The sequence below is a fragment of the Streptomyces sp. NPDC002671 genome, from assembly GCF_053592475.1.
Map to the genome: position 1 here is coordinate 1 of NZ_JBSFVU010000006.1, position 22007 is coordinate 22007.

At 72.1% G+C, this 22007-nt stretch carries 18 protein-coding genes and 2 pseudogenes; 13 read left to right on the forward strand and 7 right to left on the reverse strand.

Annotated features, from left to right (window positions below):
• The 4 genes and pseudogenes from ACWD35_RS10705 to ACWD35_RS10720 all read left to right on the forward strand — a co-directional run.
• Positions 1-120, forward strand: a pseudogene (locus ACWD35_RS10705) (IS5/IS1182 family transposase); the annotation flags it as partial.
• 63 nt (positions 121-183) lie between these two features.
• On the forward strand, positions 184-465 hold the full coding sequence (locus ACWD35_RS10710; protein ID WP_451351089.1) for a recombinase family protein: 282 nt from the start codon (positions 184-186) through the stop codon (positions 463-465).
• 23 nt (positions 466-488) lie between these two features.
• The gene (locus ACWD35_RS10715; RefSeq protein ID WP_451350824.1) at positions 489-728 is read left to right on the forward strand and encodes a helix-turn-helix domain-containing protein; all 240 of its coding nucleotides are present in this window, start codon (positions 489-491) and stop codon (positions 726-728) included.
• Between the two features lie 270 nt (positions 729-998).
• Positions 999-2667 (forward strand): annotated as a pseudogene (locus ACWD35_RS10720) (IS200/IS605 family accessory protein TnpB-related protein).
• A gap of 8 nt (positions 2668-2675) precedes the next feature.
• Here ACWD35_RS10720 and ACWD35_RS10725 read toward each other — a convergent pair.
• Positions 2676-3005, reverse strand: coding sequence for an ArsR/SmtB family transcription factor (locus tag ACWD35_RS10725; protein ID WP_451350825.1), 330 nt, complete (start codon positions 3003-3005; stop codon positions 2676-2678).
• Positions 3006-3083: 78 nt separating this feature from the next.
• Complete coding sequence (locus ACWD35_RS10730) at positions 3084-5939, reverse strand: phosphorylase family protein (protein ID WP_451350826.1); 2856 nt, start codon at positions 5937-5939, stop codon at positions 3084-3086.
• Between the two features lie 251 nt (positions 5940-6190).
• Here ACWD35_RS10730 and ACWD35_RS10735 point away from each other — a divergent pair, with 251 nt between their 5' ends.
• Both ACWD35_RS10735 and ACWD35_RS10740 read left to right on the forward strand, forming a co-directional pair.
• Positions 6191-7693, forward strand: a complete 1503-nt coding sequence (locus ACWD35_RS10735; protein ID WP_451350827.1) for an MFS transporter — start codon at positions 6191-6193, stop codon at positions 7691-7693.
• A gap of 94 nt (positions 7694-7787) precedes the next feature.
• A complete protein-coding gene (locus tag ACWD35_RS10740; RefSeq protein ID WP_451350828.1) occupies positions 7788-8285 on the forward strand; it encodes a methyltransferase family protein in 498 nt (165 codons plus the stop codon).
• A 340-nt stretch (positions 8286-8625) separates the two neighbouring features.
• On the opposite strand, the gene ACWD35_RS10745 is transcribed toward ACWD35_RS10740, so the two are convergent.
• Positions 8626-9060, reverse strand: coding sequence for a subtilase-type protease inhibitor (locus ACWD35_RS10745; RefSeq protein ID WP_451350829.1), 435 nt, complete (start codon positions 9058-9060; stop codon positions 8626-8628).
• A gap of 325 nt (positions 9061-9385) precedes the next feature.
• On the opposite strand from ACWD35_RS10745, the gene ACWD35_RS10750 reads away from it, so the two are divergent.
• Both ACWD35_RS10750 and ACWD35_RS10755 read left to right on the forward strand, forming a co-directional pair.
• On the forward strand, positions 9386-9946 hold the full coding sequence (locus tag ACWD35_RS10750; protein ID WP_451350830.1) for a hypothetical protein: 561 nt from the start codon (positions 9386-9388) through the stop codon (positions 9944-9946).
• A 94-nt stretch (positions 9947-10040) separates the two neighbouring features.
• Complete coding sequence (locus ACWD35_RS10755) at positions 10041-11210, forward strand: lactate 2-monooxygenase (RefSeq protein ID WP_451350831.1); 1170 nt, start codon at positions 10041-10043, stop codon at positions 11208-11210.
• 78 nt (positions 11211-11288) lie between these two features.
• Here the strand turns inward: ACWD35_RS10755 and ACWD35_RS10760 are convergent, their stop codons facing one another.
• The 3 genes from ACWD35_RS10760 to ACWD35_RS10770 all read right to left on the reverse strand — a co-directional run bounded on the left by ACWD35_RS10760 (position 11289) and on the right by ACWD35_RS10770 (position 14056).
• Positions 11289-12983 carry an RICIN domain-containing protein gene (locus ACWD35_RS10760; protein ID WP_451350832.1) on the reverse strand — a complete coding sequence of 565 codons (1695 nt, stop codon included), beginning with the start codon at positions 12981-12983 and terminating at the stop codon, positions 11289-11291.
• A gap of 452 nt (positions 12984-13435) precedes the next feature.
• Positions 13436-13813 carry a toxin Doc gene (locus ACWD35_RS10765; RefSeq protein ID WP_451350833.1) on the reverse strand — a complete coding sequence of 126 codons (378 nt, stop codon included), beginning with the start codon at positions 13811-13813 and terminating at the stop codon, positions 13436-13438.
• Between the two features lie 3 nt (positions 13814-13816).
• Positions 13817-14056, reverse strand: coding sequence for a hypothetical protein (locus ACWD35_RS10770; RefSeq protein ID WP_451350834.1), 240 nt, complete (start codon positions 14054-14056; stop codon positions 13817-13819).
• 172 nt (positions 14057-14228) lie between these two features.
• Between ACWD35_RS10770 and ACWD35_RS10775 the strand changes: the two genes are divergently transcribed.
• On the forward strand, positions 14229-14951 hold the full coding sequence (locus ACWD35_RS10775; RefSeq protein ID WP_451350835.1) for a 2OG-Fe(II) oxygenase: 723 nt from the start codon (positions 14229-14231) through the stop codon (positions 14949-14951).
• A gap of 282 nt (positions 14952-15233) precedes the next feature.
• Positions 15234-17612, forward strand: coding sequence for a SpoIIE family protein phosphatase (locus ACWD35_RS10780; protein ID WP_451350836.1), 2379 nt, complete (start codon positions 15234-15236; stop codon positions 17610-17612).
• Between the two features lie 41 nt (positions 17613-17653).
• On the opposite strand, the gene ACWD35_RS10785 is transcribed toward ACWD35_RS10780, so the two are convergent.
• Positions 17654-18202: an RNA polymerase sigma factor gene (locus ACWD35_RS10785; protein ID WP_451350837.1), complete on the reverse strand. Its 549-nt coding sequence runs from the start codon at positions 18200-18202 to the stop codon at positions 17654-17656.
• 47 nt (positions 18203-18249) lie between these two features.
• On the opposite strand from ACWD35_RS10785, the gene ACWD35_RS10790 reads away from it, so the two are divergent.
• The 3 genes from ACWD35_RS10790 to ACWD35_RS10800 all read left to right on the forward strand — a co-directional run bounded on the left by ACWD35_RS10790 (position 18250) and on the right by ACWD35_RS10800 (position 21958).
• A complete protein-coding gene (locus ACWD35_RS10790; protein ID WP_451350838.1) occupies positions 18250-19638 on the forward strand; it encodes a serine/threonine-protein kinase in 1389 nt (462 codons plus the stop codon).
• Positions 19639-19814: 176 nt separating this feature from the next.
• Positions 19815-20525 carry a DUF4232 domain-containing protein gene (locus ACWD35_RS10795; protein ID WP_451350839.1) on the forward strand — a complete coding sequence of 237 codons (711 nt, stop codon included), beginning with the start codon at positions 19815-19817 and terminating at the stop codon, positions 20523-20525.
• A gap of 191 nt (positions 20526-20716) precedes the next feature.
• Positions 20717-21958, forward strand: a complete 1242-nt coding sequence (locus tag ACWD35_RS10800) for a hypothetical protein (RefSeq protein ID WP_451350840.1) — start codon at positions 20717-20719, stop codon at positions 21956-21958.
• Positions 21959-22007: the final 49 nt, after the last annotated feature.

Below are 22007 nucleotides of genomic sequence, written 5' to 3' on the forward strand. Positions count from 1 at the left end.
GAGCAGGCCGTCGCCACCCTCAAAGCCTGGAGACTGCTACGCAAACTCCGATGCTCAACCGCCCGGATCACCAACCTCGTCCAAGCGATACTCACTCTGCATCTGACCAGCTCAGGGTGAGGTTGGAAAAGGCTCATTGGCTACTGCCGCACATCGACGGCCGACCAGAACCCCGATCACCAGATCGACGCACTTCTCCGCCACGGCGTCGACCGCGACAACATCCACGTCGACGTCGCCAGCGGCGCGCAGGCGTCGCGCCCGAAGCTCGATCTCGTCATGCAGTTGCTGCGTGAGGGCGACACGTTGAAGGTGACCCGGCTCGACCGGCTCTCCCGCTCGGTGCTGCACCTGGTGACCCTCGGCGCCGAGCTGCGCGAGCGGAGTATCGGGCTGCACGTCATCGAGCAGGGCATTGACACCGCCACGATGGAGGGGCGGGCGATGTTCGGATATTCGTACTGACAGAGCTCCAGCAGGAGCTGATCGTGGCGAACACGAACGACGGGCTTGCCTCCGCTCGGGCCCGCGGCCGGGTGGGCGGGCGCCGGCCGAAGCTCACCGAGGACCAGGCCGCGCTTGCCCAACGGCTCTACGACGAGCGGAGGAAGACCGTCCAGCAGATCGCCGACATGTTCAGCGTGCCGAGGTCGACGGTGTACGGGCACCTCGACAGAGCCAAGACCGTCCCCCGTCAGCCGAAGAAGACCAAGGTCACGAAGTCCTGACCGCTACCTTGCGGCTGGTGTCTGAGCTAGGACTCCGGGGCCTAGCGGTCCCGCTCCAGCCAGGCGAGCGCGCTCTCCGGGGGGTTGGGAGCTGCTGGGGTTTGGCTGAGTCCGAGTGAGTTCTGGCATGCATGAGTGTCGGTGGTCCCGTGTTGCGGCGCGTGAGTGTCCCGAAGGGGACAGAGGTTCCTGCATCGAATGTGTGACCTTTCCAGGTGGTGGTCGTTGGAGGTGATGAAAGGATCTTCGGCGCCGGTGCGGGGGTGACGGGTGGGCGGGCTGCGTGAGCTGGCTGCGTCGTTCGTGGTGCCCGGCCCGGCGGGGGTGGCCGTCCGGACCCGGCTGCGTGTCTCGGAGACGGATGCTGCGGTGCTGGCCGAGGTCGGAGCGTTCCTCGGTTCCCTGGCCGCCGCGGATCTCGCGGTGCGCACCAGGCAGGGCCTGGGCCACGACGCGGGCGCGTGGGCGGCGCGGAAGCGGCGACTGACGGGGGTCTCGTCGGCCCGTTGGGCGGGCAGTATCACCAAGGCCACCCACGACCAGTGGGCGCTCGCGCGGCGCGGGGAGGTGGCGGAGATGGTGTGGCTGCACGGGCAGATTGCGTCGATCGGGGCCCGCCTGGCACGGCCGCTGGGCGCCAAGTCCGACAAGCGGGCGGGGCTGCCGCGCGGTTACGGTTCGCGGGCGCAGTGGCATGCCAGGTCCCGCCGCCTGCACGCGCTCAAGGACCGGCTGGCCACGCTGGAGGCGGACTGGGCGGCAGGCCGGGTGCACGTGGTGCGCGGCGGCAAAGCCCTTGCCCGCCTGCGTCACCACCTCGCTGACTCGGGGCTGTACCAGGAGGCGTGGCGGCAGCGGTGGCAGGCGGCGCGGATGTTCCTGGCCGCTGATGGGGAGTCCGGCAAACGCCTGGGCAACGAGACCATCCGTATCACCGCCACCGGGCACGTCTCGATCAGGCTCCCCGCCGCCCTGGCCCATCTGGCCAACGCCCCGCACGGCCGGTATGTGCTGGACGCGGTCGTGGAGTTCAAGCACCGGGCCGGGGAGTGGCTGGACCGGATCGCCGCCGACCGGGCGGTGGCCTACCGCATCCACCACGACACCGTACGAGGCCGCTGGTATGTGACCGCCTCCTGGCAGCGCGCCCCCGTCCCCCTGCTGCCGCTGGAGGCGGCCCTCGCGCGGGGTGTGGTGGCGGTGGACATGAACGATCACCCCCGTCGCCGCCTGGCACCTGGACGTGCACGGCAACCCGGTCGGCGAACCCCGCCGCTTCTCTTACGACCTGTCCGGCAGCACCGCGCACCGGGACGCCCAGATCCGGCACGCGCTGACCCGGCTGCTGCACCGCACCCGCCACAGTGGGGCCGTGGCGGTCGCGGTCGAGGATCTCGACTTCACCGACGGCACGTCCCGGGAGAAGCACGGCCGCAACAAGCGCTTCCGCCGCCTGATCTCCCGCTTCCCCACGGCCAGGCTGAAGGCACGACTGGTGGCGATGGCCACCGAACAGGACATCGCCGTCGTCGCGGTCGACCCCGCCTACACCAGCCGCTGGGGCGCCCAGCACTGGCAAAAACCCCTCACCACCAAGACCCGTAACACCACACGCCACGACGCAGCAGCCGTGGCGATCGGACGACGCGCCCTCGGGCACCCGATCCGGCGACGGACGGCACCGCCCCGCAACGACCGGAGTGATCGTTACGGGCATCGGACCGCCCAGGCCGGACCAGGCGCCCCAGGGCGTGAGGGACCCCGCCCCCGCATTCCCGGACCACGCACCAGATGCGCGCCGCCCGGACGCGGAGCGAAAGCGGGCGACCTGGGGGTACCTCCCACGCCCTTAAGGCAGTGGGGGAGTGCCCAACACCGTTCGGAGCACGCGGCTGAGCACGAGTCCTGGCAACAGGACCCACTCCCGCTCAGTCTTTAGGAACGGTCTCAGGTGGCGTCCGACGTCTCGCCCGTCTCGTCGAGGCGGCGACCCAGGGCGTCCAGGCCGCTGTTCCACAGCGCCCGGTACGGCGCCAGCCAGGCGTCCAGGGCGGCGATCGGGGCCGGGTCGAGGGCGTAGACGCGGCGCTGTGCGTCCTGCCTGACCCGCACCAGACCCGCCTCCCGCAGCACCTTCAGATGCTTGGACGTGCTCGGCTGGCTCAGCCCGCATGCCTCCACGAGCTCCCCGACGGGCCGGGGCCGCTCCAGGAGCAGAGCGACGATGGCCCGCCGGTGGGGGTCGGCGAGAGCGGTCCAGAGCGCGGCGTCGGACATGAGACCAATATGCCCCTCCAGTTATATTCTCGTCAAGGAATGTAAGCCCGCGCCCCGGAACCCCTGACCCGGAAGGGCTCAGAAGTTGGAGATCACGCTGGTCAGCACGTCGCTGATGATCTTCGGGTTCTTGGCCGAGTACGCGCGTGCCCCCGTCGCGGCGGAGATCTCCTCCAGGACACTCTTGCCGTTCACGTCCTGCTGGTCGGCCTCTGAGCCGTAGGCCACGGTGAACACGCGGATCCGCTTGTCCGGGTTGCCGATCTTGGCCAGGACGTCCTGGAGGGTCGGATTCGGCGGCACGCCCTCGTTGCGCCCGTCGGTGAGCAGGACGATCGCGTTGATGGCGCCCGGGTCGTAGTTCTCGCGCATGGTGTCCACAGCCGCCTCGATCGTGCCGTAGAGGCCGGTGGCGCCGTTGGGTACCAATCCCTCGACCTCGTCCACGAGTTCCTTGCCCCGGGTGACGCCGTGGTGGTCGGCGAGTCTTTCCCCCATCGGGCCGATGTCCACCAGCGGGACGTAATGGTGCTTGCCGTCGAGGCTGGCCGCGTTCGAGAATTTCCACAGGCCCACCTGGTCGGTGTCGGCGAAGCCGTTGAAGAGGGCCGGTTCGGCGGCCCGCAGCAGCTGCATCTTGGTGGCGCCGTTACCGGGCACCTTCTCGTCCATCGACTTCGACGTGTCGATCAGCACGAGGACGTTGGCCCGGCGGCGCAGGCCCGGCCAGACGTTCTGCACCTCGTCCAGGACCTTGCCGTCGGGTGCCGTGTAGTCCGCAACGGGAGTCTTGGGCAGCGCGCCGTCACGCGGGGAGATCAGCGGCGCGTCGTCGGAGTCGGCCGAACCCTTGTAGGTGCGGAAGCCGTACGGCGCGAAGTACTTCGCGTAGATGTCCGTGTGGTGCAGGTAGCTCAGGAAGTCAGCCGACACCGCCTCCTTGGGCTTGCCGATGCCGCGCAGCTGCACATAGGGATGGTCGCTGCTCGGGCGGCTGTCGGTCGGGTAGAAGGCGACGAGCGGGGTGTGCGGGCGGGTGGGCCGCTTCTTGCAGGCCTTGTCCGTGCTGTAAGCACCGCAAGGATAGCCCTCGTTGTAGGCGACGACCGCGTCCTCCTCGACGGTGACGGCCGAGATGTACTTCAGCGCCTCGTCGGCGCCGCCCTGGTCGTCGGCGGCGCGCAGGTTGGCCAGGAAGGTGAGCGTGGTGTCGCCGTAGTGGACCACGGACTTCTCGATGGAGCGGACGAAGTCCTGGTTCTTCGGCAGGTCGATGTCCCGGGTGGACAGTTCGGCGCTGGTCCTGGTCTTGGCGTAGTAGGCGCCGATCGTGGCGTTCAGGCCGGAGGTGGAGTACAGGGGGTTGGTCTTGCCGAGTTTGAACACGCCCCACTCCTTGTGCCCGACCTTCTTCCAGAACTTCGCCGGGTCGGCGGCCCACTCCGCGAGCTTGCTCCAGCCGAGGGTGTACTCCGGCCAGCCCAGGGCCGTGGCCATCGGCTTGGGCATCGCGATCGTCAGGGGGCTGGTGACAATCGGCTGCGCGGTCTCGGGCAGCAGGGTCTTCGCGCTTCCGGTGGCCCGGGTCCGGGCGAGGGTGAGCCAGGCGCTGCCGGCGGGCGACCACACGTCGGGCCGGTCGCCGTCTTCCTCCCGCCAGCCCCTGGCCAACGCGCGCATCGCCGTACCGGAGTTCAGGTCGTACACCTTGACACTTACGCAACTGCCGTCCGGGGCGCTCCGTGCGCCATAGTGGCGGGCCGCCTCGGCCAGCGACGCGGAGAGATCGATGGAAGCAGCGACACGCAGCTGGACGTTCGCCGGGGACGCCGGACACGCGGCCAGCCCCGAGTCCTTGCCGCCTCCGCGACGGTGGGACTGCGACGACAGCAGCACCGTGATCAGGGCGCCGACCAGGCCCAGCGCGACACACGCGGTGAGCACGCGCCGGCGCTTGGAGGTCCCGTCGGTCTTCTTGTTCGGCGAGCGGAGGCGCCGGGCAGCGGACAGCAGGGAGGCGTGCAGGCGGGGGCGCGGGGCCGGTGAGGGCGTGGGGTGCTCGGGCGCAGGCCGGGTGGCGCCGGACGACGGCACGTCCGCGGCGACTCCGGATACAGGGGGCGCGCCAACCTGGCTTCCTTTCCGACGAGTCGAGCCGCCCGCGCCAGCGTCGGCACCGGGATCGGCGCCCTCGGGCGGGGAAGTCACGCTGCGCCGGGCCACGCCCTCGGCGTAGCCGTCCCGGGCGAGGGAGACAAGGATCGCCACCGCCGTCTTGGCGGCGCTCCACGCCGCACGCTCCTGGGAACCGCCCGCATCCGCCTGGCGTTTGGCGCCGTCCGCCTTGTCGGAGATCCCACGGATCGTCAACGTGTCCAGCTTGCCGGCCTGATGAGCGGCCTGGCACACACCGGCGCTCTCCATCTCGATCGCGACGGCGTCGTCGTAGTTGCCGCGCAGACGCCGGGCCAGCTCAGAAGTTCCCCTGTCGAGAACGACGTTGCCCGAGGCGATCGGCTTGATGAGCACCCGGCCGGGGACATCCCGGCCGAACTTCATCAGCTGCACGTGCCGGATGAGCCACCAGGGCGCCTCCCAGCCGCGCGGGCGGTAGTGGTCGCCGTCGGGACCCTGCCTCTCGCGGTAGTCGTAGATGCGTTCGCCGATGACGACGTCGCCAATCTGGAGGTCGTCCTTCAGCCCGCCCGCGACGCCGACGAAGAACAGCACGCTGGGCCTGTAGAGGCTGTACGCGAGCGTGGTGACCGCGGACGCGTTGTCGTTGCCCTGCCCGGTCAGGGCGAGGACGACGCTCCAGCGCGTGCCGGGTAACCGCCCCCGCTCGAAGATCGTGCCGCCCTCGTTGGTCCGGGTCAGGTCCGCGAGCCGGTCGCGTACCGCCTCGTACTCCACTTGCAGCGCGGTGAGGATCACCGCAACGGGACCAGAAGAAGTGTTTACCACCTGTAACCGATTCTCGACTCAGAGCCCCCATACCGACGGCGTCACCGTAACCCACTCGGTCCCGCCAGGGGACCTGGTCGGACGACCCCACCCAACGAAACGTTGCCGTTTCGCTGAAACTGTTTTACGCTCGATGTGTACGAAACGGTTTCGTTTACGACGCTTCCGTTCGCATGCGCCCCTCGCGTGTTCCCAGAACGACTTCCCTGGAGTGGTTCCCCATGTCCCAGAAGACCCTGGCCGAAGGCTCCCGCGCGGAAGCGGTGGCACCGGTCTCCGTCGAGGCCTCGGCCAAGCGGTGGTGGATCCTCGGGGTCATCGCCGTCGCCCAGCTGATGGTGATCCTCGACGCCACGATCGTGAACATCGCCCTGCCTTCCGCCCAGGCCGACCTCGGCTTCTCCGACGGCAGCCGGCAGTGGGTCGTGACCGCGTACGCGCTGGCCTTCGCCTCGCTGCTGCTGCTCGGCGGGCGCATCGCCGACCTGTTCGGCCGCAAGCCCGCCTTCCTCATCGGCGTCGTCGGCTTCGCCGGGGCCTCCGCCCTGGGCGGTGCCGCGAACGGCTTCACCATGCTGGTGACCGCGCGCGCCCTGCAGGGTGCGTTCGGCGCGCTGCTCGCGCCCGCCGCGCTGTCGCTGCTCAACACCACGTTCACCAATGCCCGCGAGCGGGCCCGCGCGTTCAGCGTGTACGGCGCCATCGCCGGAGCCGGCGGTGCGGTGGGCCTGCTGCTCGGCGGTGTGCTGACCGACGCGTTCGACTGGCGCTCGACCCTGTACGTCAACGTGGCCATCGCGGTCGTCGCCTTCGCGGGCGGCTGGGTGCTGCTGGGCAGCCACCGCGACGCGGCGAACGCCAAGCTGGACGTGCCGGGCACGGTCCTGGTCGCCGGCGGTCTGTTCTCCGTCGTGTACGGCTTCTCCAACGCCGAGACCCATGACTGGGGCTCCCCGCTGACCTGGGGCTTCCTGATCGCGGGCGGTCTGCTGCTGGCGGCCTTCGCCTGGTGGCAGACCCGGGCCGCGCACCCGCTGCTGCCGCTGCGCATCCTGCTCGACCGGGACCGCGCGGCCTCCTTCCTCGCGGTGCTGATCACCGGCGCGGGCATGTTCGGCGTCTTCCTCTTCCTGACCTACTACCTCCAGCTCAACCTCGGCTTCAGCCCGACGAAGACCGGTGCGGCGATCATGCCGATGGTCGGCGCGGTGATGGTGACCGCGCAGCTCGGGACCACGGTCCTGCTGCCCCGCATCGGCCCGAAGGCCGTCATCCCGCTGGGCTTCGCGATCGCCTTGGCCGGCATGGCCTGGCTCACCGGCATCGGCCTCGGCTCGCACTACGTCAGCGCGGTGCTGCCGCAGCTGATCGTGATCGGCGTGGGCCTCGGCCTGGTCATGCCGCCCTCCATGCAGCTGGCCACCGGCGGGGTCGCCGCCGAGGACGCCGGCGTCGCCTCCGCGACCGTCAACGCCATGCAGCAGGTGGGCGGTTCGGTCGGTACGGCGCTGCTGAGCACGCTCGCCTCGAGCGCCGCCACGGACTATCTGTCGGGCCACGACGCCACGAGCAAGCTGGTACAGGCCCAGGCGACGATCGAGAGCTACACCACCGCCTTCTGGTGGTCGGCGGGCTTCTTCGCCGCGGGCGCGGTGATCGCCTTCCTGCTCTACCGGCGCGGTGTGCCGCAGCAGGACGCGGGCACCCCCGTCGTCCACATGTGACAGCCCGGTCCATGTGACCGTCCTTGTCCCCACCAGACCGAGGGGCCGCCGTCCGCAGGGAGACGGCGGCCCCTCCTGGTGTCATGGTGAGGGTATGCGCAAGGCGACCGCGGTCCTCGGCAGCGCCCTGTTCCTCGTCCTGGTCTCGGGCAGCGTGTCCGTGCTGGTGCCCTACTGGCTGACGGGCGGCTGGCAGGCCGGGCACTGGTGGCTGCCACTGCGGCTGCTCGGGCTGCTGCCCCTGGCCGCCGGGGCGGCGGTGATCCTGGATTCCTTCGCCCGGTTCGCGCTGGAGGGCCTCGGCACCCCGTCGCCGGTGGCGCCGCCCGAGCGGCTGGTGGTGAGCGGGCCGTACCGGTTCGTGCGCAACCCGGTCTACCTCGCCGTGGCCGCCGTGCTCTGCGGCCAGGGCCTGCTGCTCGCCCGCCCGGTGCTGTTCGCCTACGCCGTCGGCCTCTTGGTGCTCACCTGGGTCTTCGTGCGCTGGGACGAGGAGCCGCGGCTGCTGCGCCGGTTCGGCGCGGACTACGCGCACTACCGGCGGGCCGTACCGGGCTGGCTGCCCCGGCGCACGCCCTGGCGCGGTGCGTGAGCCGATCGCGCCGGACTCCCAGCCGGCCGCGACGGTGGCTCCTCGCCCTGGCTGTCGCTCCGGCTATCGCTCCGGCTGTCGCTCTGTGCAGCCATCGCTGCCGCTGTCATGCGACACGAGTCAATGGCATACGCCGCGCAAACGGTCTGTTTTTCGCCGCTCCCCGGGTCGGCCCCCCACGGGCCTGCCCGGGGAGCGGCTGTTTACCGGATACCGACGGGAGGCCCCACTCCGCCCGCCAGTCCCGGTGCGAGATCGCAGGTTCCCCGCTTCCAGGGGGCCGCACTCCCCATTCGCGGGCCTGATCCGGTGCAACGGAGGACCATGCGATCCCGGGCTCTCAGAACGCGAAGACGCTGCCGCCGGCCGCGTCCCGCATGCAGGAGTTGCCGAAGACGCGCTCGAAGTTGACGCGCTGTCCCTGCCACACGCCCTGGACCGTGACGACCACGGGGTTGTACAGCTTCGTGCACCACACGTCGGGGGCCGGCTTCAGGGCGTTGAAGTCGCCGCCCACGCCGCGCAGTTCAGCGCAGGCCTGGGTCGCGGCCGGGTGGGTGCCGGAGGCTGTGGGGGCGCAGTTGAGGGTGACGGCGCGCTCGGGGGTGGCCGTGGCCGCACTGACGCCGTGGCCGGTGGTGAGCACCAGCGCCGAGGGGGCGTAGAGCGAGGCCGGGACGGCGTCCGGTGCAGCGACGGCGGCCCCGGTCAGGGGTCCGCAGACGGCGGCGGCTGTCAGGCCGAGGCTCGCTGCCCAGCGCGCGGTGGTCCGCATTGTATGCATCCTTCCGCTCGAAACATCGGGGTGCCGGCTCCAGCCCGGTCGGCGCCGGAGCGGCGTGCGCCACTCTGCCGAGTCCGCCGCCGAAACACACATCGAACCCATCGATTTCAGTAACCTTGCGTATTGAAGCAGTGGCGTGAAGTTACGGAAATCGAACGCCAACTCCGCACAGTTGAGCGGTTCTTGATCGAAGGATGCGGCCGGTTGGCCGAAAAACACCTCTTCGTTAATCGTCCTGAAACATTCCGGCTCCGCCCTCGGCGAACCCCTCGGTGACCGCTTGTGTTCATGCTGCGGTCGGAGTAATCGTGATTACATGATTACGACTGAGCAGCAAGAGAAGCTGCGCGGCTGGTTCTCCGGTCGGCTCCCGGACGACCTGTTCACGGAGCTGGTCGAGGTGGCGGTGGACCGCGAGGAGATCACCGTGATCGGGCGCATCGCCGAGCCGCGGCTCGCCGAGGGCGTCTCGGACGCCGAGCGGGAGGCCGCCGTGGGGGCCCGGATCCAGGAGTTCCGGGAACGCACCCGGGAGGCCCGGATGGAGGTGGCCCGCGAGGCCGAGCACCAGTTCCGCCGGAAGGTGTCGTGGGGCGTGGTGTGCGGCACCGAGCGGGCTCTGTTCACGCATCTGGCGGCGCCGGTGATGACCCGGCTGCGGCAGCCCGAGCGGCAGGTCCTGGACACCCTCGTCGCCGGGGGCGTCGCGCGCAGCCGCAGCGACGCGCTGGCCTGGTGCGTACGGCTGGTGCAGCGTCACGCGGACGACTGGCTCGCCGAGTTGCGCGAGTCGCTCGAACACGTCCAGCGGGTCCGGGCACAGGGACCCGACGCACCCGGCGCCCAGGAACAGGAGGCACCGGCGGACGAGGAGTGAGGAAAAGCGCGGAAGCCCCGTGGACAGCCCCGTGCCTACCCATCAGGATCGTCGGGCGGCAGCGCGATGCGGCGATGAGCGGTGGGAGGCACGGATGGCGAAGCACTGGGGCGACTTCCAGTACGAGATCTATCTGAACGGGATGACAGGCGCCGTGCCCCGGCTGCCCACCGACCTCACCCGGCTGGAGGAACTGGCCGCACACCGGCTCCAGCCCGGCCCGGTGGGATATGTGGCGGGCAGCGCGGGCGACGGCAGCACGGCCCGCGCCAACCGGGCGGCCCTGGCCCGGCGCCGGATCGTGCCGCGCATGCTGCGCGACGTGGCCGAGCGGGACCTGTCCACCGAGGTGCTCGGGCGGGCTCTGCCGGCTCCGCTGGCGCTCGCTCCGGTGGGCACGATCTCGATCATGCATCCGGACGCCGAGCCGGCCGTCGCCCGGGCCGCCGCCGCGCAGGGCGTGCCGTACATCCTGTCGTCCGCCTCCAGCACACCGATGGAGCAGGTGGCGGAGGCGATGGGGGACGGCGAGCGCTGGTTCCAGCTGTACTGGGGCAGGGACCGAGAGGTGACCCGGAGTTTCCTCGCCCGGGCGAAGGCCGCCGGGTACACGGTGCTGGTCGTCACCCTGGACACCCCGATGCTGGCCTGGCGGCCCCGCGACCTCGACCAGGCGTACCTGCCGTTCCTGCACGGGGTGGGCACCGCCAACTACTTCACCGACCCGGCGTTCCAGGCGGGCCTCGCCAAGCCCGTGCACGAGGATCCGGCAGCGGCGGTACGGTACTTCCTCGGTCTGTTCGGGGACGCGAGCCACACCTGGCCGGACCTGGCCTTCCTGCGGGAGCACTGGGACGGCCCGATCGTCCTCAAGGGCGTCCTGCACCCGGACGACGCCCGGCTCGCCGCGGACGCCGGGGTCGACGGCGTGGTCGTCTCCAACCACGGCGGCAGGCAGGTGGCGGGTTCCGTCGCGGCGGCCGACGCGCTGCCCCGGGTCGCGGACGCGGTCGGCGACCGTCTCACCGTGCTGTTCGACAGCGGCGTACGCACCGGCGACGACGTGTTCAAGGCGCTCGCCCTTGGCGCGCGGGCGGTGCTGCTGGGGCGGCCGTACGTGTACGGGCTCGGCCTGGACGGGCAGGCGGGCGTCGAACACGTCATCCGGTGCCTGCTCGCCGAGTTCGACCTGACCCTCGCCCTGTCCGGACACGCCACGCCGGCCGGCATCACCGCGGACGACCTCGTCGTCGAGCCGGCCTGAGCCCCGCCCGCGTCCTGCCGGGCCGTGCCGCGAGGGCCCGGCAAGACGCAGTAGGTACCGCCAGGTGCCGTAACCGGCCTACGTGCCCTGCCCGGACAACCGCGCCGGCTCGGCGGACGGCCCGGTGCTGCCCGCGATCGACAGTGAGCCGGGGGCGGCCGAGGGCCCGTCGGTCAGCCAGCGCTGCGCGGCCGAGCGGTCGCGGACCTTGACGACCAGGTCGGTGCCGGGGTCCTTTCCCGCCGGGGCCAGAGCGAGCCTCTCGTCCCAGCGGGGCAGCAACTCGCCGTGCACGGTGAGGTCGTAGCGCACGTCGTCGCTCCGTTTGCTGCCCGCGGCTGCGCAGCTGCCGAGGATCACCACCCCGGCGTCGGCGTGCGAGTCCAGGCACAGCCGGGAGTCGGCGGCACTGCGCAGCAGCCCGTCGGCCTCGTACGTCCACAGCTGCGTCCCGGCCGAGGAGCAGGCGGCGAGGAACGCGCCCGCGCCGGCTGCGTGCGTGCCCTTGATGTCCAGGCAGAGACCCGAGTCGGCGTTGCGCAGCCGGGTCGGGCGGCCGACGACGGGCAGTCCCGTGGTCGCGGAGGCGGGCGGAGGCGAGGAGGCGTTGCCGGGCACGGCGCTCGTGGAGGCGACAGGGCCGGTGCCGTGACCGCCGTCCGGCCACACGCTGATCGCCACGACCGTCGCGAGCAGCGCGACCGAGGCGACGCCGACCGCGGCGAGCAGCACCGGTGACGACCGGGCGGCACCGGGTGCGCGGCGCACGAGCGCTGGGATCAGCGCGAGCGGCCCGCGGTCCGGGCCGCCGTGCCGGCGGGCTCCGCGCAGGGCGGTACGGGACAGGGCCGTACGGGCGAGCAGCCCGGGTCTTCCGCCGCCGCGCCGGCGTCCGCCGGAGCGACGGGTGCCGCTGCGGGCGCCGACGGGCTCCGGGCCGCGGCGGCCGGGGCGCGAGTCGAGATAGCGGCGTGCTCCCCAGCCGAGGACTGCTTCGGCGAGGAGCACGCCCGGACCGGCCTCGGCCTGGCCGAGCTGCTCGGCGGCGTGCCGGCAGTACGGGCAGGCGGCGAGGTGCTGCCGGACGTCGGGCAGCAGGCCGCCGCCGCGCCGGATCGGGACGTCGAGAAGGCGGTTGTAGTAGCGGCAGTCCTTGGTCGGCGCGAGTTCCCGGTGGGCGCGGACGAGGCCTTCCCGGAATGCGTCCCGGGCCTGTTCGAGTGTGGCCGCCGCGGTGTCGGTGTCCATGCCGAGCAGCCCGGCGGGGACGTTTATCGGCTCGGCATCCACCTCGGTGTGCCACAGCAGTGTCTGCTCCAGCCGGGGAAGAGCGTGAAATGAGTGTTCGGACAGGGAGCGGTTTTCCGGAATCAGGGACTTGGCCGCGCGCATACCGCGTCCCCCGGCGGGTTTCTGAAGTCCGGGCAGAACGAAGGCTATTCGTTCCGTTCCGGACCAGTTGACGACCGTGTCCCGGACGGTCACCAGCAGGCGGGGCCGGAGCGCCTCGGCGGGTTCGCCGAGTGCGAGGCGGCCGAGGACCTGGTGGAAGGCGGCGGCCGTGACCATGTGGGCCAGAGGGCCGGGCGTGGCCAGGCAGATCATCGCGTAGTCCTGCGCGGACTGCCAGTGACGGGCCATCAGGAGGGCGGCGGACCGGGAGGCCTCCGCGTCGGAGCCGGCGCGCAGCGGGCCGGCGAGGGATTCATCGGATTCCCCGCCTTCTCCGCCGGGCGGCGGATAGGGGGGACGAGGGGGGTGGGGGGTGGACACTGAGCGGATTCCTTTGGTGCGTGTGACGTGCGTCGGTACGTTGGCACATACCTTTGGGTGCGTACGGGGAGCGGGAATTCACGGGCGTACGGCCGGCCCGATTGGTCAACTGCCGAAAGAAGCCCGGACTTTACCCCCCGCACGGGCGTGGCAACCCTTGCACAACTTCCACACGAGCAACAAGAGAGCCGTACGACATCGGTCTTATTGAAAGAAAGTCAGAATGCGACGGGGGCGGGCTGGTCGGAGCGGTCGGCTTTCTGTTTCTCCCGTGCCCCGTGCGAAGACAGCGCACACACCGCCCGGCCACGCACGCTCCCGGACCGGCCGCCCCGGTAGTGGACTGGGTGCCGTCCCGGACCGCCCCCGGCCGGCGGCCCAGGCGGCTTCCCCCGCCGGCCGGGTGGTGTCACAACTGTAGGATCCGTCTCTGCCGGACCTGTGATTTCCTGTCAGATCTGCCAGGAGCGGAGCCGGTCGGCCGCGCCATAGACGTCGGCCTTGCCGGACATCAGGTCGCGGGCGAGGTCGACGAGGGCGCCGTAGGGCGGGTCGATGCCGACGCCGCTGACGAACATGTAGGCCACGGCGGTCGCGCAGGCGAAGCGGGCGTTGGCCGCGGGCAGCGGCTTGAGCACGGCGAGGGTGTGCAGCAGCGCGGCGGCCCGCCAGGCGGGGTCGGAGTCCACGCCGAGCCGGGGCGGGTCGACACGGTGCCGGGCGACGGCGGCGACCAGCGCGGAGAAGTCGTCGACCGTGGGCTGGTCGGGCAGGACTTCCTCGTGGCGCTGGAGCAGCCACGGGACATCGATATGGATGATGGAGGGCATCGCTCAGGCGGCCTCGCCGTCGGCGGGGGACTCGTCGTCCGGGAACGCGGCGGCGAACTCCTCGGCGTGGGCGGTGAAGAAGCTGCGGAACGCCTCGGCGCCCTCCTGCAGCGCCCGGTGCCGGGCGATGTCGGCGGCTGCCGCCTCGCGCACGAGGGCCTTCATCGACGTACCGCGCTCCTTGGCGATCTGCCGCAGGTCCTCTAGCTCGCGTTCGCTGAACTCCACGTTGAGAGCTGGCATGCCCCTCACGGTACCGCGCAGGTACTTGGCCGTAAATATCACCAGGTCAAGCGCTACTTTTACCGGTACCTGCCAGAGTGGGCGGCGAGTCGAGCGTCATGTCCGGTTCCCGCCGGTGACCGTTGCCCCGGCGCAGCAGACTCGACCTCATGGACAAGCTGATGGAGACGGCATGACGCTCACTCCGGACGAAGCCCGCCGCCGCGCCGCCCGCACCGACTGGACCGCGCTCGCGGCCGAGCTGGACGAGCACGGCTGCGCGCCCACGGGCCCGCTGCTGACGCCGGCCGAATGCGCCGGCCTGGCCGCCCTCTACGACGCACCCGAGCTGTTCCGTACGACGGTCGATCTGGCCCGGCACCGGTTCGGCTCGGGCGAGTACCGCTACTTCACGCACGACCTGCCCGCCCCGGTGGCCGCGCTGCGCGCCGCGCTCTACCCGCACCTGCTGCCGGTCGCCCGCGACTGGGCGGCCCGCCTGGACCGCCCGGCCCCCTGGCCGGACACGCTGGAGGAGTGGCTGGAGCGCTGCCATGCCGCCGGGCAGGACCGCTCGGCGCAGATCCTGCTCTCCTACGGCCCGGGCGACTGGAACGCCCTGCACCGGGACGTGTTCGGCGAGCTGGTCTTCCCGCTCCAGGTGGTGATCGCCCTGGACGCGTACGGCACCGACTACACCGGCGGCGAGTTCCTGCTGGTGGAGCAGCGCCCACGCGCCCAGTCCCGGGGCACGGCGAGCGTCCTGCGCCAGGGCCACGGTCTGGTGTTCACCACCCGGGACCGCCCCGTACGCACCCGACGGGGCTGGTCTGCCGGGGCGGTGCGGCACGGGGTGAGCACGGTACGGTCCGGGCGACGGCGCACCCTGGGGCTGGTCTTCCACGACGCCACGTGATCGCGCCGGGCACTCGGCGACCCTGCCGCCCATCAGGACCCAGAAGCACTCACAACTGATCGTGACCGAACAGATTCTGACGACCCGCCACACACGATCGTCAAGCGTCCGGAAGTGTCCGCCCAGCTCCGGCGGAAGACCGGCCGCAATTCCCCCTTGACCATGATCGACGTACCAGTCATGTCATCGGGGGTCGCCGTCACGCCGGCGTCCGACGCACTACGCTGGAAGCACGAGTGGTACAGCCTGTTCACTGTGAGTGTGCGCTTGGGAGCGGCGACGATGAGCCGGGTCTATCCGTTCGACGATGCGGCTACGGCCCGGGCTGTCATTGACGACGACGGCACCCTGGTGGAGTGGAACGAGGGAGCTCGGCGCCTGCTCGGTCACGCGCCCGAGACCGTCCTGGGCCGCCCCGCCACCGAACTCCTCGCCGATGACGGCACCCCGCCCATGCCCGGCGGCGCCCGCTGGGCCGGAACGGTCGGATTGCGCCACCGGGACGGCCGTACGGTCTCGGTGTGGCTGCTCGCGCACCACCGCCCGGCGCACGACGGCCGGCCCGGCGACTGGCTGGTGGTCACCCCGCTGACCGGCACCGAACCGGCGGGGCCGGACGACCCGCTGACCGCGGCAGGCCTGACCCAGTCGCCGTGTGCCGTCGCCGTGTACGACGCCGAGCTGCGGCTGCGCCGGATGAACGCCGCGATGGCCGAGGTCTATGGCCTGCCCGAGGAACGGGTGCGGGGCCTCAGGCTCGCGGAGATCGGCGGCCGGCCGCAGAGCGAGGAGCTGGAGCGGAGCATGCTCCGGGTGCTGAACACCGGGCTTCCGCTGGACGCCCAGACCTTCACGCACACCTGCGGCCAGGACCCGGCGGACGCCTGGCTCGCCCGGATCGCACCGGTCAGGGACGCCGAGGGCCGGGTGCGGGGCGTGTGTCTGGCCGCGCACGACGTCACCGACATCTACCGGGCCCGGCAACGCCTGCAGCTGGTGAACGAGGCGAGCATCCGCATCGGCTCCACCCTGGACGTCACCCGCACGGCGGAGGAACTGGCGGACGTGTGCGTGCCCGCGCTCGCCGACTTCGTCACCATCGACCTGCTCGACCCGGAGGAGAACGGCAGCGAGCCCCCGGCCCGTCTCACGGCACCGGTCCGGCTGCGGCGGCACGCCCACCGGTCGGTCCTGCCGGGCGTGCCCGAGGCGGTGACCGAGCCGGGCCGGATCGAGATCTACCCCGACTTCTCCCCGCAGGCGCACTCGGTCACCACGGGCCGGACGATCACCGCCTCGGTGGCCGCGGGCGACATGGACCAGTGGCTGGACTGGAACGCCCCGCGCGCCGAGAAGGTACGGCAGTTCGGCGTCCACTCCTCGATGTCGGTGCCGATCCAGGCGCGCGGGCTGACCCTCGGCGTCGCGGTGCTCACCCGGCACCGGCGCCCGGACGGGTTCACCGCGGACGACGCCATGCTCGCCGAGGAGATCACCGCGCGGGCCGCCGTCTGCATCGACAACGCCCGCCGCTACTCGCGCGAGCGGGAGACCGCCCTCGCGCTCCAGCGCAGCCTGCTGCCCCGTTCACTCCCCCGCACCGCGGCCCTGGAGGCCGCCTCCCGCTATCTGCCCGCGGCCCGGGCCGGAGTGGGCGGCGACTGGTTCGACGTGATCCCGCTGTCCGGGATGCGGGTCGCCATGGTCGTCGGGGACGTCGTCGGGCACGGTATCCAGGCCTCGGCCACCATGGGCCGGCTGCGCACTGCCGTACGCACCCTCGCCGACATCGACCTCGCCCCGGACGAGCTGCTCACGCACCTCGACGACCTGGTGGTCCGGCTGTCGGAGGAGTCAGGCCACGACGCCAGCACCGGCGAGGTCGGCGCGACCTGCCTGTACGCGGTCTACGACCCGGTGTCCCGGCGCTGCACCCTGGCCCGGGCCGGGCATCCGCCGCCGGTGCTCCTGCGGCCGGGCGGCCGGCCCCAGCGGCTCGACGTGCCCGCCGGTCCCCCGCTGGGCCTCGGCGGACTCCCCTTCGAGTCGGCCGAGGTGGACCTGCCCGAGGGCACCGTGCTCGCCCTGTACACGGACGGCCTGGTGGTGTCCCGGGACCGGGACGGGGACGCCGGCCGTGAGCTGCTGTGCCGGGCGCTCGGGGGACACGTGGGCGCCCTGGACGAGACCTGCGACGGCATCCTGCACGCCCTGCTGCCGTCGGGCGGCGCCCCCGACGACGTGGCCCTGCTGCTGGCCCGCACCCACGGCCTGCCGGCCTCCCAGGTGACGACCTGGGACATCCCCGGCGACCCGGCGCTGGTCGCGCCGATCCGCAAACAGGTCGTAGGGCAGCTGGACACCTGGGGGCTGAGCGAGGCCGGGTTCACGACGGAGCTGGTGGTCAGCGAGCTGGTCACCAATGCGATCCGGTACGGCGCCCGCCCGATCCGGCTGCGGCTGATCCACGACGCGGACACGCTGATCTGCGAGGTGTCCGACACCAGCCACACCGCCCCGCACCTGCGCCGGGCCAAGACCTTCGACGAGGGCGGCCGGGGCCTGCTGCTGGTCGCCCAGCTCACCCAGCGCTGGGGCAGCCGGCACACCGCGGAGGGCAAGACGATCTGGGCGGAGATCGCCCTGTTCGAGGAGGCGTAGGCCGCACCCGTTGCGAGGAGTCCTGCGTCAGGACCGGTGGGTCAGCCGGCCGTGAGCCAGGGCCGGACCTGCTTGCGGGCCTCGTGCAGCCGGGACTTGAGGGTGCCGAGCGGGATGCCGAGGCGCTCGGCGACCTCGGCGTACTCCAGCTGGCAGATGTCCCGGTAGACCAGCGGCGCGACCAGCTGCGGGTGTTCCCGCTCCAGCCGGTCCAGCGCCTCCAGCAGGTCGACGCGGGAGCCCGCGATGACGCTGGTGGTGCGCGGGTCGACGTGTGCGGCCGGCTCGATGGCGGCGGGCTGCTCGGCGGCCCGCCGTTTCAGCTCGCGGTACTTCTGCCGGCAGCAGTTGGCGGCCACGGTGTACAGCCAGGTGCCGAAGCGGCTGCGGCCCTCGAAGGCGGTGATGTGCCGGGCCACCTGCAACAGCACGTCCTGGGCGGCCTCCTCCGCGTCCTCGCGGCACGGCAGGAAGCGTCCGCAGCGGCGTACGACCTCGGGCCGGATGTCGGTCAGCAGCCGGTCCAGAGCAGCGCTGTCGCCCGCGGCGGCCCGCCGGGCGAGGTCTTCCAACGGCGCCGGGTCCTGCACGGAAGGGTCCTCCTCGAAGTCGATCTCAGGGCAGGCATGATAGTCGTATGCACCCCCTGGAGCGGATCGGCCGCTATCGTCTCGAACGGCGCCTGGGCTCCGGCGCCTTCGCCACGGTCTGGCTCGCCCACGACGACGAACTCGACGCCCCGGTGGCCGTGAAGGTCCTCGCCGAGAACTGGGCGCACCGGCTCGACATCCGGGAGCGCTTCCTGTCCGAGGCGCGGCTGCTGCGCAGGGCGGGCTCCAGCCGGGTGGTGCAGGTCTACGACATCGGTGAACTCCCCGACGGCAGGCCGTACTTCGTAATGGAATACGCCGACGGCGGGACCCTCGCCGATCTGCTGGCGGCCGGTCCGCTGCCGGTCCCGGAGGCGCTGCGGCTGACGGCGCTGGCCGCGCGCAGTGCCGCCGCGCTGCACGAGGCGGGCATCGTGCACCGGGACATCAAGCCGACCAACGTGCTGCTGCACACCGCGCCCGACGGCGGGCGGCGGGTGCTGCTGGCCGACCTGGGGCTGGCCAAGAGCCTCGCGCAGGCCTCGGTGCTCACGCTGGCGGCGGGCTCGGCGGGGTACCGGCCGCCGGAGCAGGCCGAGCCCGGGGCGGGCATCGACGAGCGGGCCGACGTCTACAGCCTGGGCGCGGTCGGCTACGAGCTGGTCACCGGCGCCGTGCCGGGCCCGCCCGGGAGGGTCGTACCGCCCACGCGGCTGCGGCCGGAGCTCGGCGAGGACGTGGAGCGGGCGCTGCTGCGCGCGCTGGAGCCGGACCGGGCGCGCCGCTGGCCCGGTGCTCAGGTGTTCGCGGACGAGCTGGACCGGCTGGCGGCGGGCCCGGTCGCGCGGAGCCGGAGGCGGCTGGACGCCGTCCGGGGCAGGCTCAACACCGTGACCCTGGCCCTCGCCGCGGTGCTGGCCGCGGGGGCCGCCGCGGTCACGGTGACCATGCTGGCCAACCGGCCCGGCACGGCGGACGGGACACGGGTGTCGGACTCCACCGGCCGGGTGGTCGCCGAGGTCCCGGCCGACTGGGGCCGCACCCTGCGCGCCTCCGGCTGGGACCCGGGCACGCTCGGGCTGCGGGCCGGGCACGAGCCGGGTCTGGTGGTCGCCGACGACCTCGCGCGATGGCCGGACCTGAAGGCCGCGGTCGACGGGGTGTTCATCGGAGTCAGCGAACACGGCGACCTCACCGCCCGGGTCAAGGCCCTCGCCCACTCCGGCTGCCGCTACTCCGGCAGCCGCACCTTCGCCGACGCCCACTGGCACGGCCTGGTCCGCGCCTGGAGCGGCTGCCCCGACGGCGGCTCGGTGACGGAGTCCGCCCTGAATCCGGCGAGCGGCGCCAAGCAGCCGCAGGTGTACGTGCAGGTGCGCCAGCAGGGTGCGGGCGACGCGACCGAAGCCGTACTCCGTTCGCTGCGGGTGAGCTGACACGCCAGGGGTGACGTCACGCGCAAGGGTGGCGTCCGCAGGTCAAGGCGGGGGAAAGAACCCTGCGTGTGGCGAACTTTTCCGTCGGCTCGCGCATCGGAGTGTCATGACGGCGCACTCGGCGCCGCAGGCACGCGGACCGCGTGTGCCGTGAAGATCCAGGAGTGTTGAGCGACATGGTGTACACACCCCCGTCCGTACGGCGCGGGACCCTGCTGGTGAGCGCGGTCGCCGTGCTGGGCCTCCTGACCGCCTGCGGCGGCGTCTCCGGCCACCACAACCCCATGCACACGGCGGCGGGTACGGCGGCACCCGCCACCGAAGACGCCAAGAGCCCCTCCTCCGGCACGTCCGGCCCCGCCGCCACTCCGGGCGGTACGACCCCGGCCGCCTCCTCCGCCCCCGCCGGGAAGGCCAGCACGCCCTCGGGCGGCCGTTCGACCACGACCACCCCGGCGACGGGCACGGGCACCCGCTGCCACACCTCCGAGCTGCGCGCCTCCGTGGGCCGTAACGACCCGGGCGCCGGCCAGGAGAACTTCCCCGTCGTGCTGACCAACGCCTCCGGCCGGACCTGCACCGTGCGCGGCTACCCGGGCGCGGCCTTCGTCAGCGCCTCCGGCACCCAGCTCGGCCCCGACCCCAGGCGTGAGTCGGGCTCGCCGGTGACCGTCACGCTCAGGCCCGGCCAGAGCGCCTGGGCGGGGCTCACCTTCTCCAACCCCGGGATCAGCGGCGCGAAGACGGCCACCCCGGCCGCCCTGCTGGTCACCCCGCCGGACGAGCGGGACCAGCTGAAGGTGGCATGGCCGGCCGGACCGGTCCCGGTCTCCGGCAACTCGTCCTCCGTCTCCCTGACGGTGTTCAGCCCCGGCACCGGCCCCTGAGCCACCCCGCCTCCTGGACCCCGCTGTCGGACTCCGGCAGCGGGGTCCGTCATGACCGCGCCACAACTGTCACAGGAAGGCAACAGGCACCGCCGGCCGCGATCTTTCCGCCGCTCCCGTTCATCGAACCCCGTCGACCGCACAGCAAGAAGGCCCCGCACGGGGTCGTGACGAGGAAATCGGGGACAACGATGAACGGCTTCTCACGCAGGCGTGTGCTGACGGCCGGAGCGGCGGCGGGCGCCCTCGGCGCGCTGTCCGCCTGCTCCTCCGGCGGCGGACTGCGGGTCGGCGGGCCCGCCGCCGCGGGCGGCACGGGCACCGCGCAGGCCCGGCCGGTCCGGCTGATCGGCGACGGCTCCACCGCCGACACCGGCGCGCAGCCGCACCAGCCGGTGCCGGACCGGCTGAAGCCGGGGCAGCGGCCCCCGCAGTTCGTGGTGTTCTCCTGGGACGGCGCGGGCGAGGTGAGCAACCAGCTGTTCTCCCGGTTCCGCAAGGTGGCCGCGGACCACGGCGCGAAGATGACCTTCTTCCTCAGCGGCATCTACACGCTCCCGGAGGCCAAGAAGAACCTGTACCGCCCGCCGCAGCACCCGGTCGGCGCCTCCGCGATCGGTTATCTCGCCGACCGGCACATCCACGCCACGCTCCAGCAGGTGCGGGCGGCCTGGCTGGAGGGCCACGAGATCGGCACCCACTTCAACGGGCACTTCTGCGGCGCGACCGGGGTGCGCAACTGGTCCCCGGCCGAGTGGCGCAGCGAGATCGAACAGGCCGTGGACTTCGTGACGAAGTGGAAGACGAACACCGGCTTCACCGACCTCGAACCGCTGCCCTTCGACTACCGCAAGGAACTGATCGGCGGACGCACCCCCTGTCTGGAGGGCCAGTCCAACCTGCTGCCCACGGCCGCCGCGCTCGGCTGGAAGTACGACGCCAGCTCCCCCGGCGGCCTGCAGATCTGGCCGGGCAAGGTCCAGGGCGGCCGGATCTGGGACTTCCCGCTGCAGTCCATACCGTTCTCCGGGCACTCCTTCCAAGTCCTGTCGATGGACTACAACATGATGTTCAACCAGTCCGCCGGGAACCCCCTGGGCAACCGCTCCCAGTACGACGCCTGGCGCGCCCAGGCCCGCGACACCTATCTGGCCGGATTCCGGCGCGCGTACGAGACCAATCGCGCCCCCTTCTTCATCGGCAACCACTTCGAACGCTGGAACGGCGGCATCTACATGGACGCCGTCGAGGAGGCGATCGGACAGATGGCCGCCCACGACGACGTGCGCTTCGTGTCCTTCAAGCAGCTGGTGGCCTGGCTGGAGGCACAGGACCCGGCGGCCCTGCGCAAGCTGCGCACCCTGGCCCCGGGCCAGGCGCCGACGGGCGGCTGGGCGGAGTTCCTGGGCACCCCGGGCACTCCGTCGTCGTGACGGACGGGGGGCACCCCGGGCACTCCGTCGTCGTGACGGACGGGGGGCA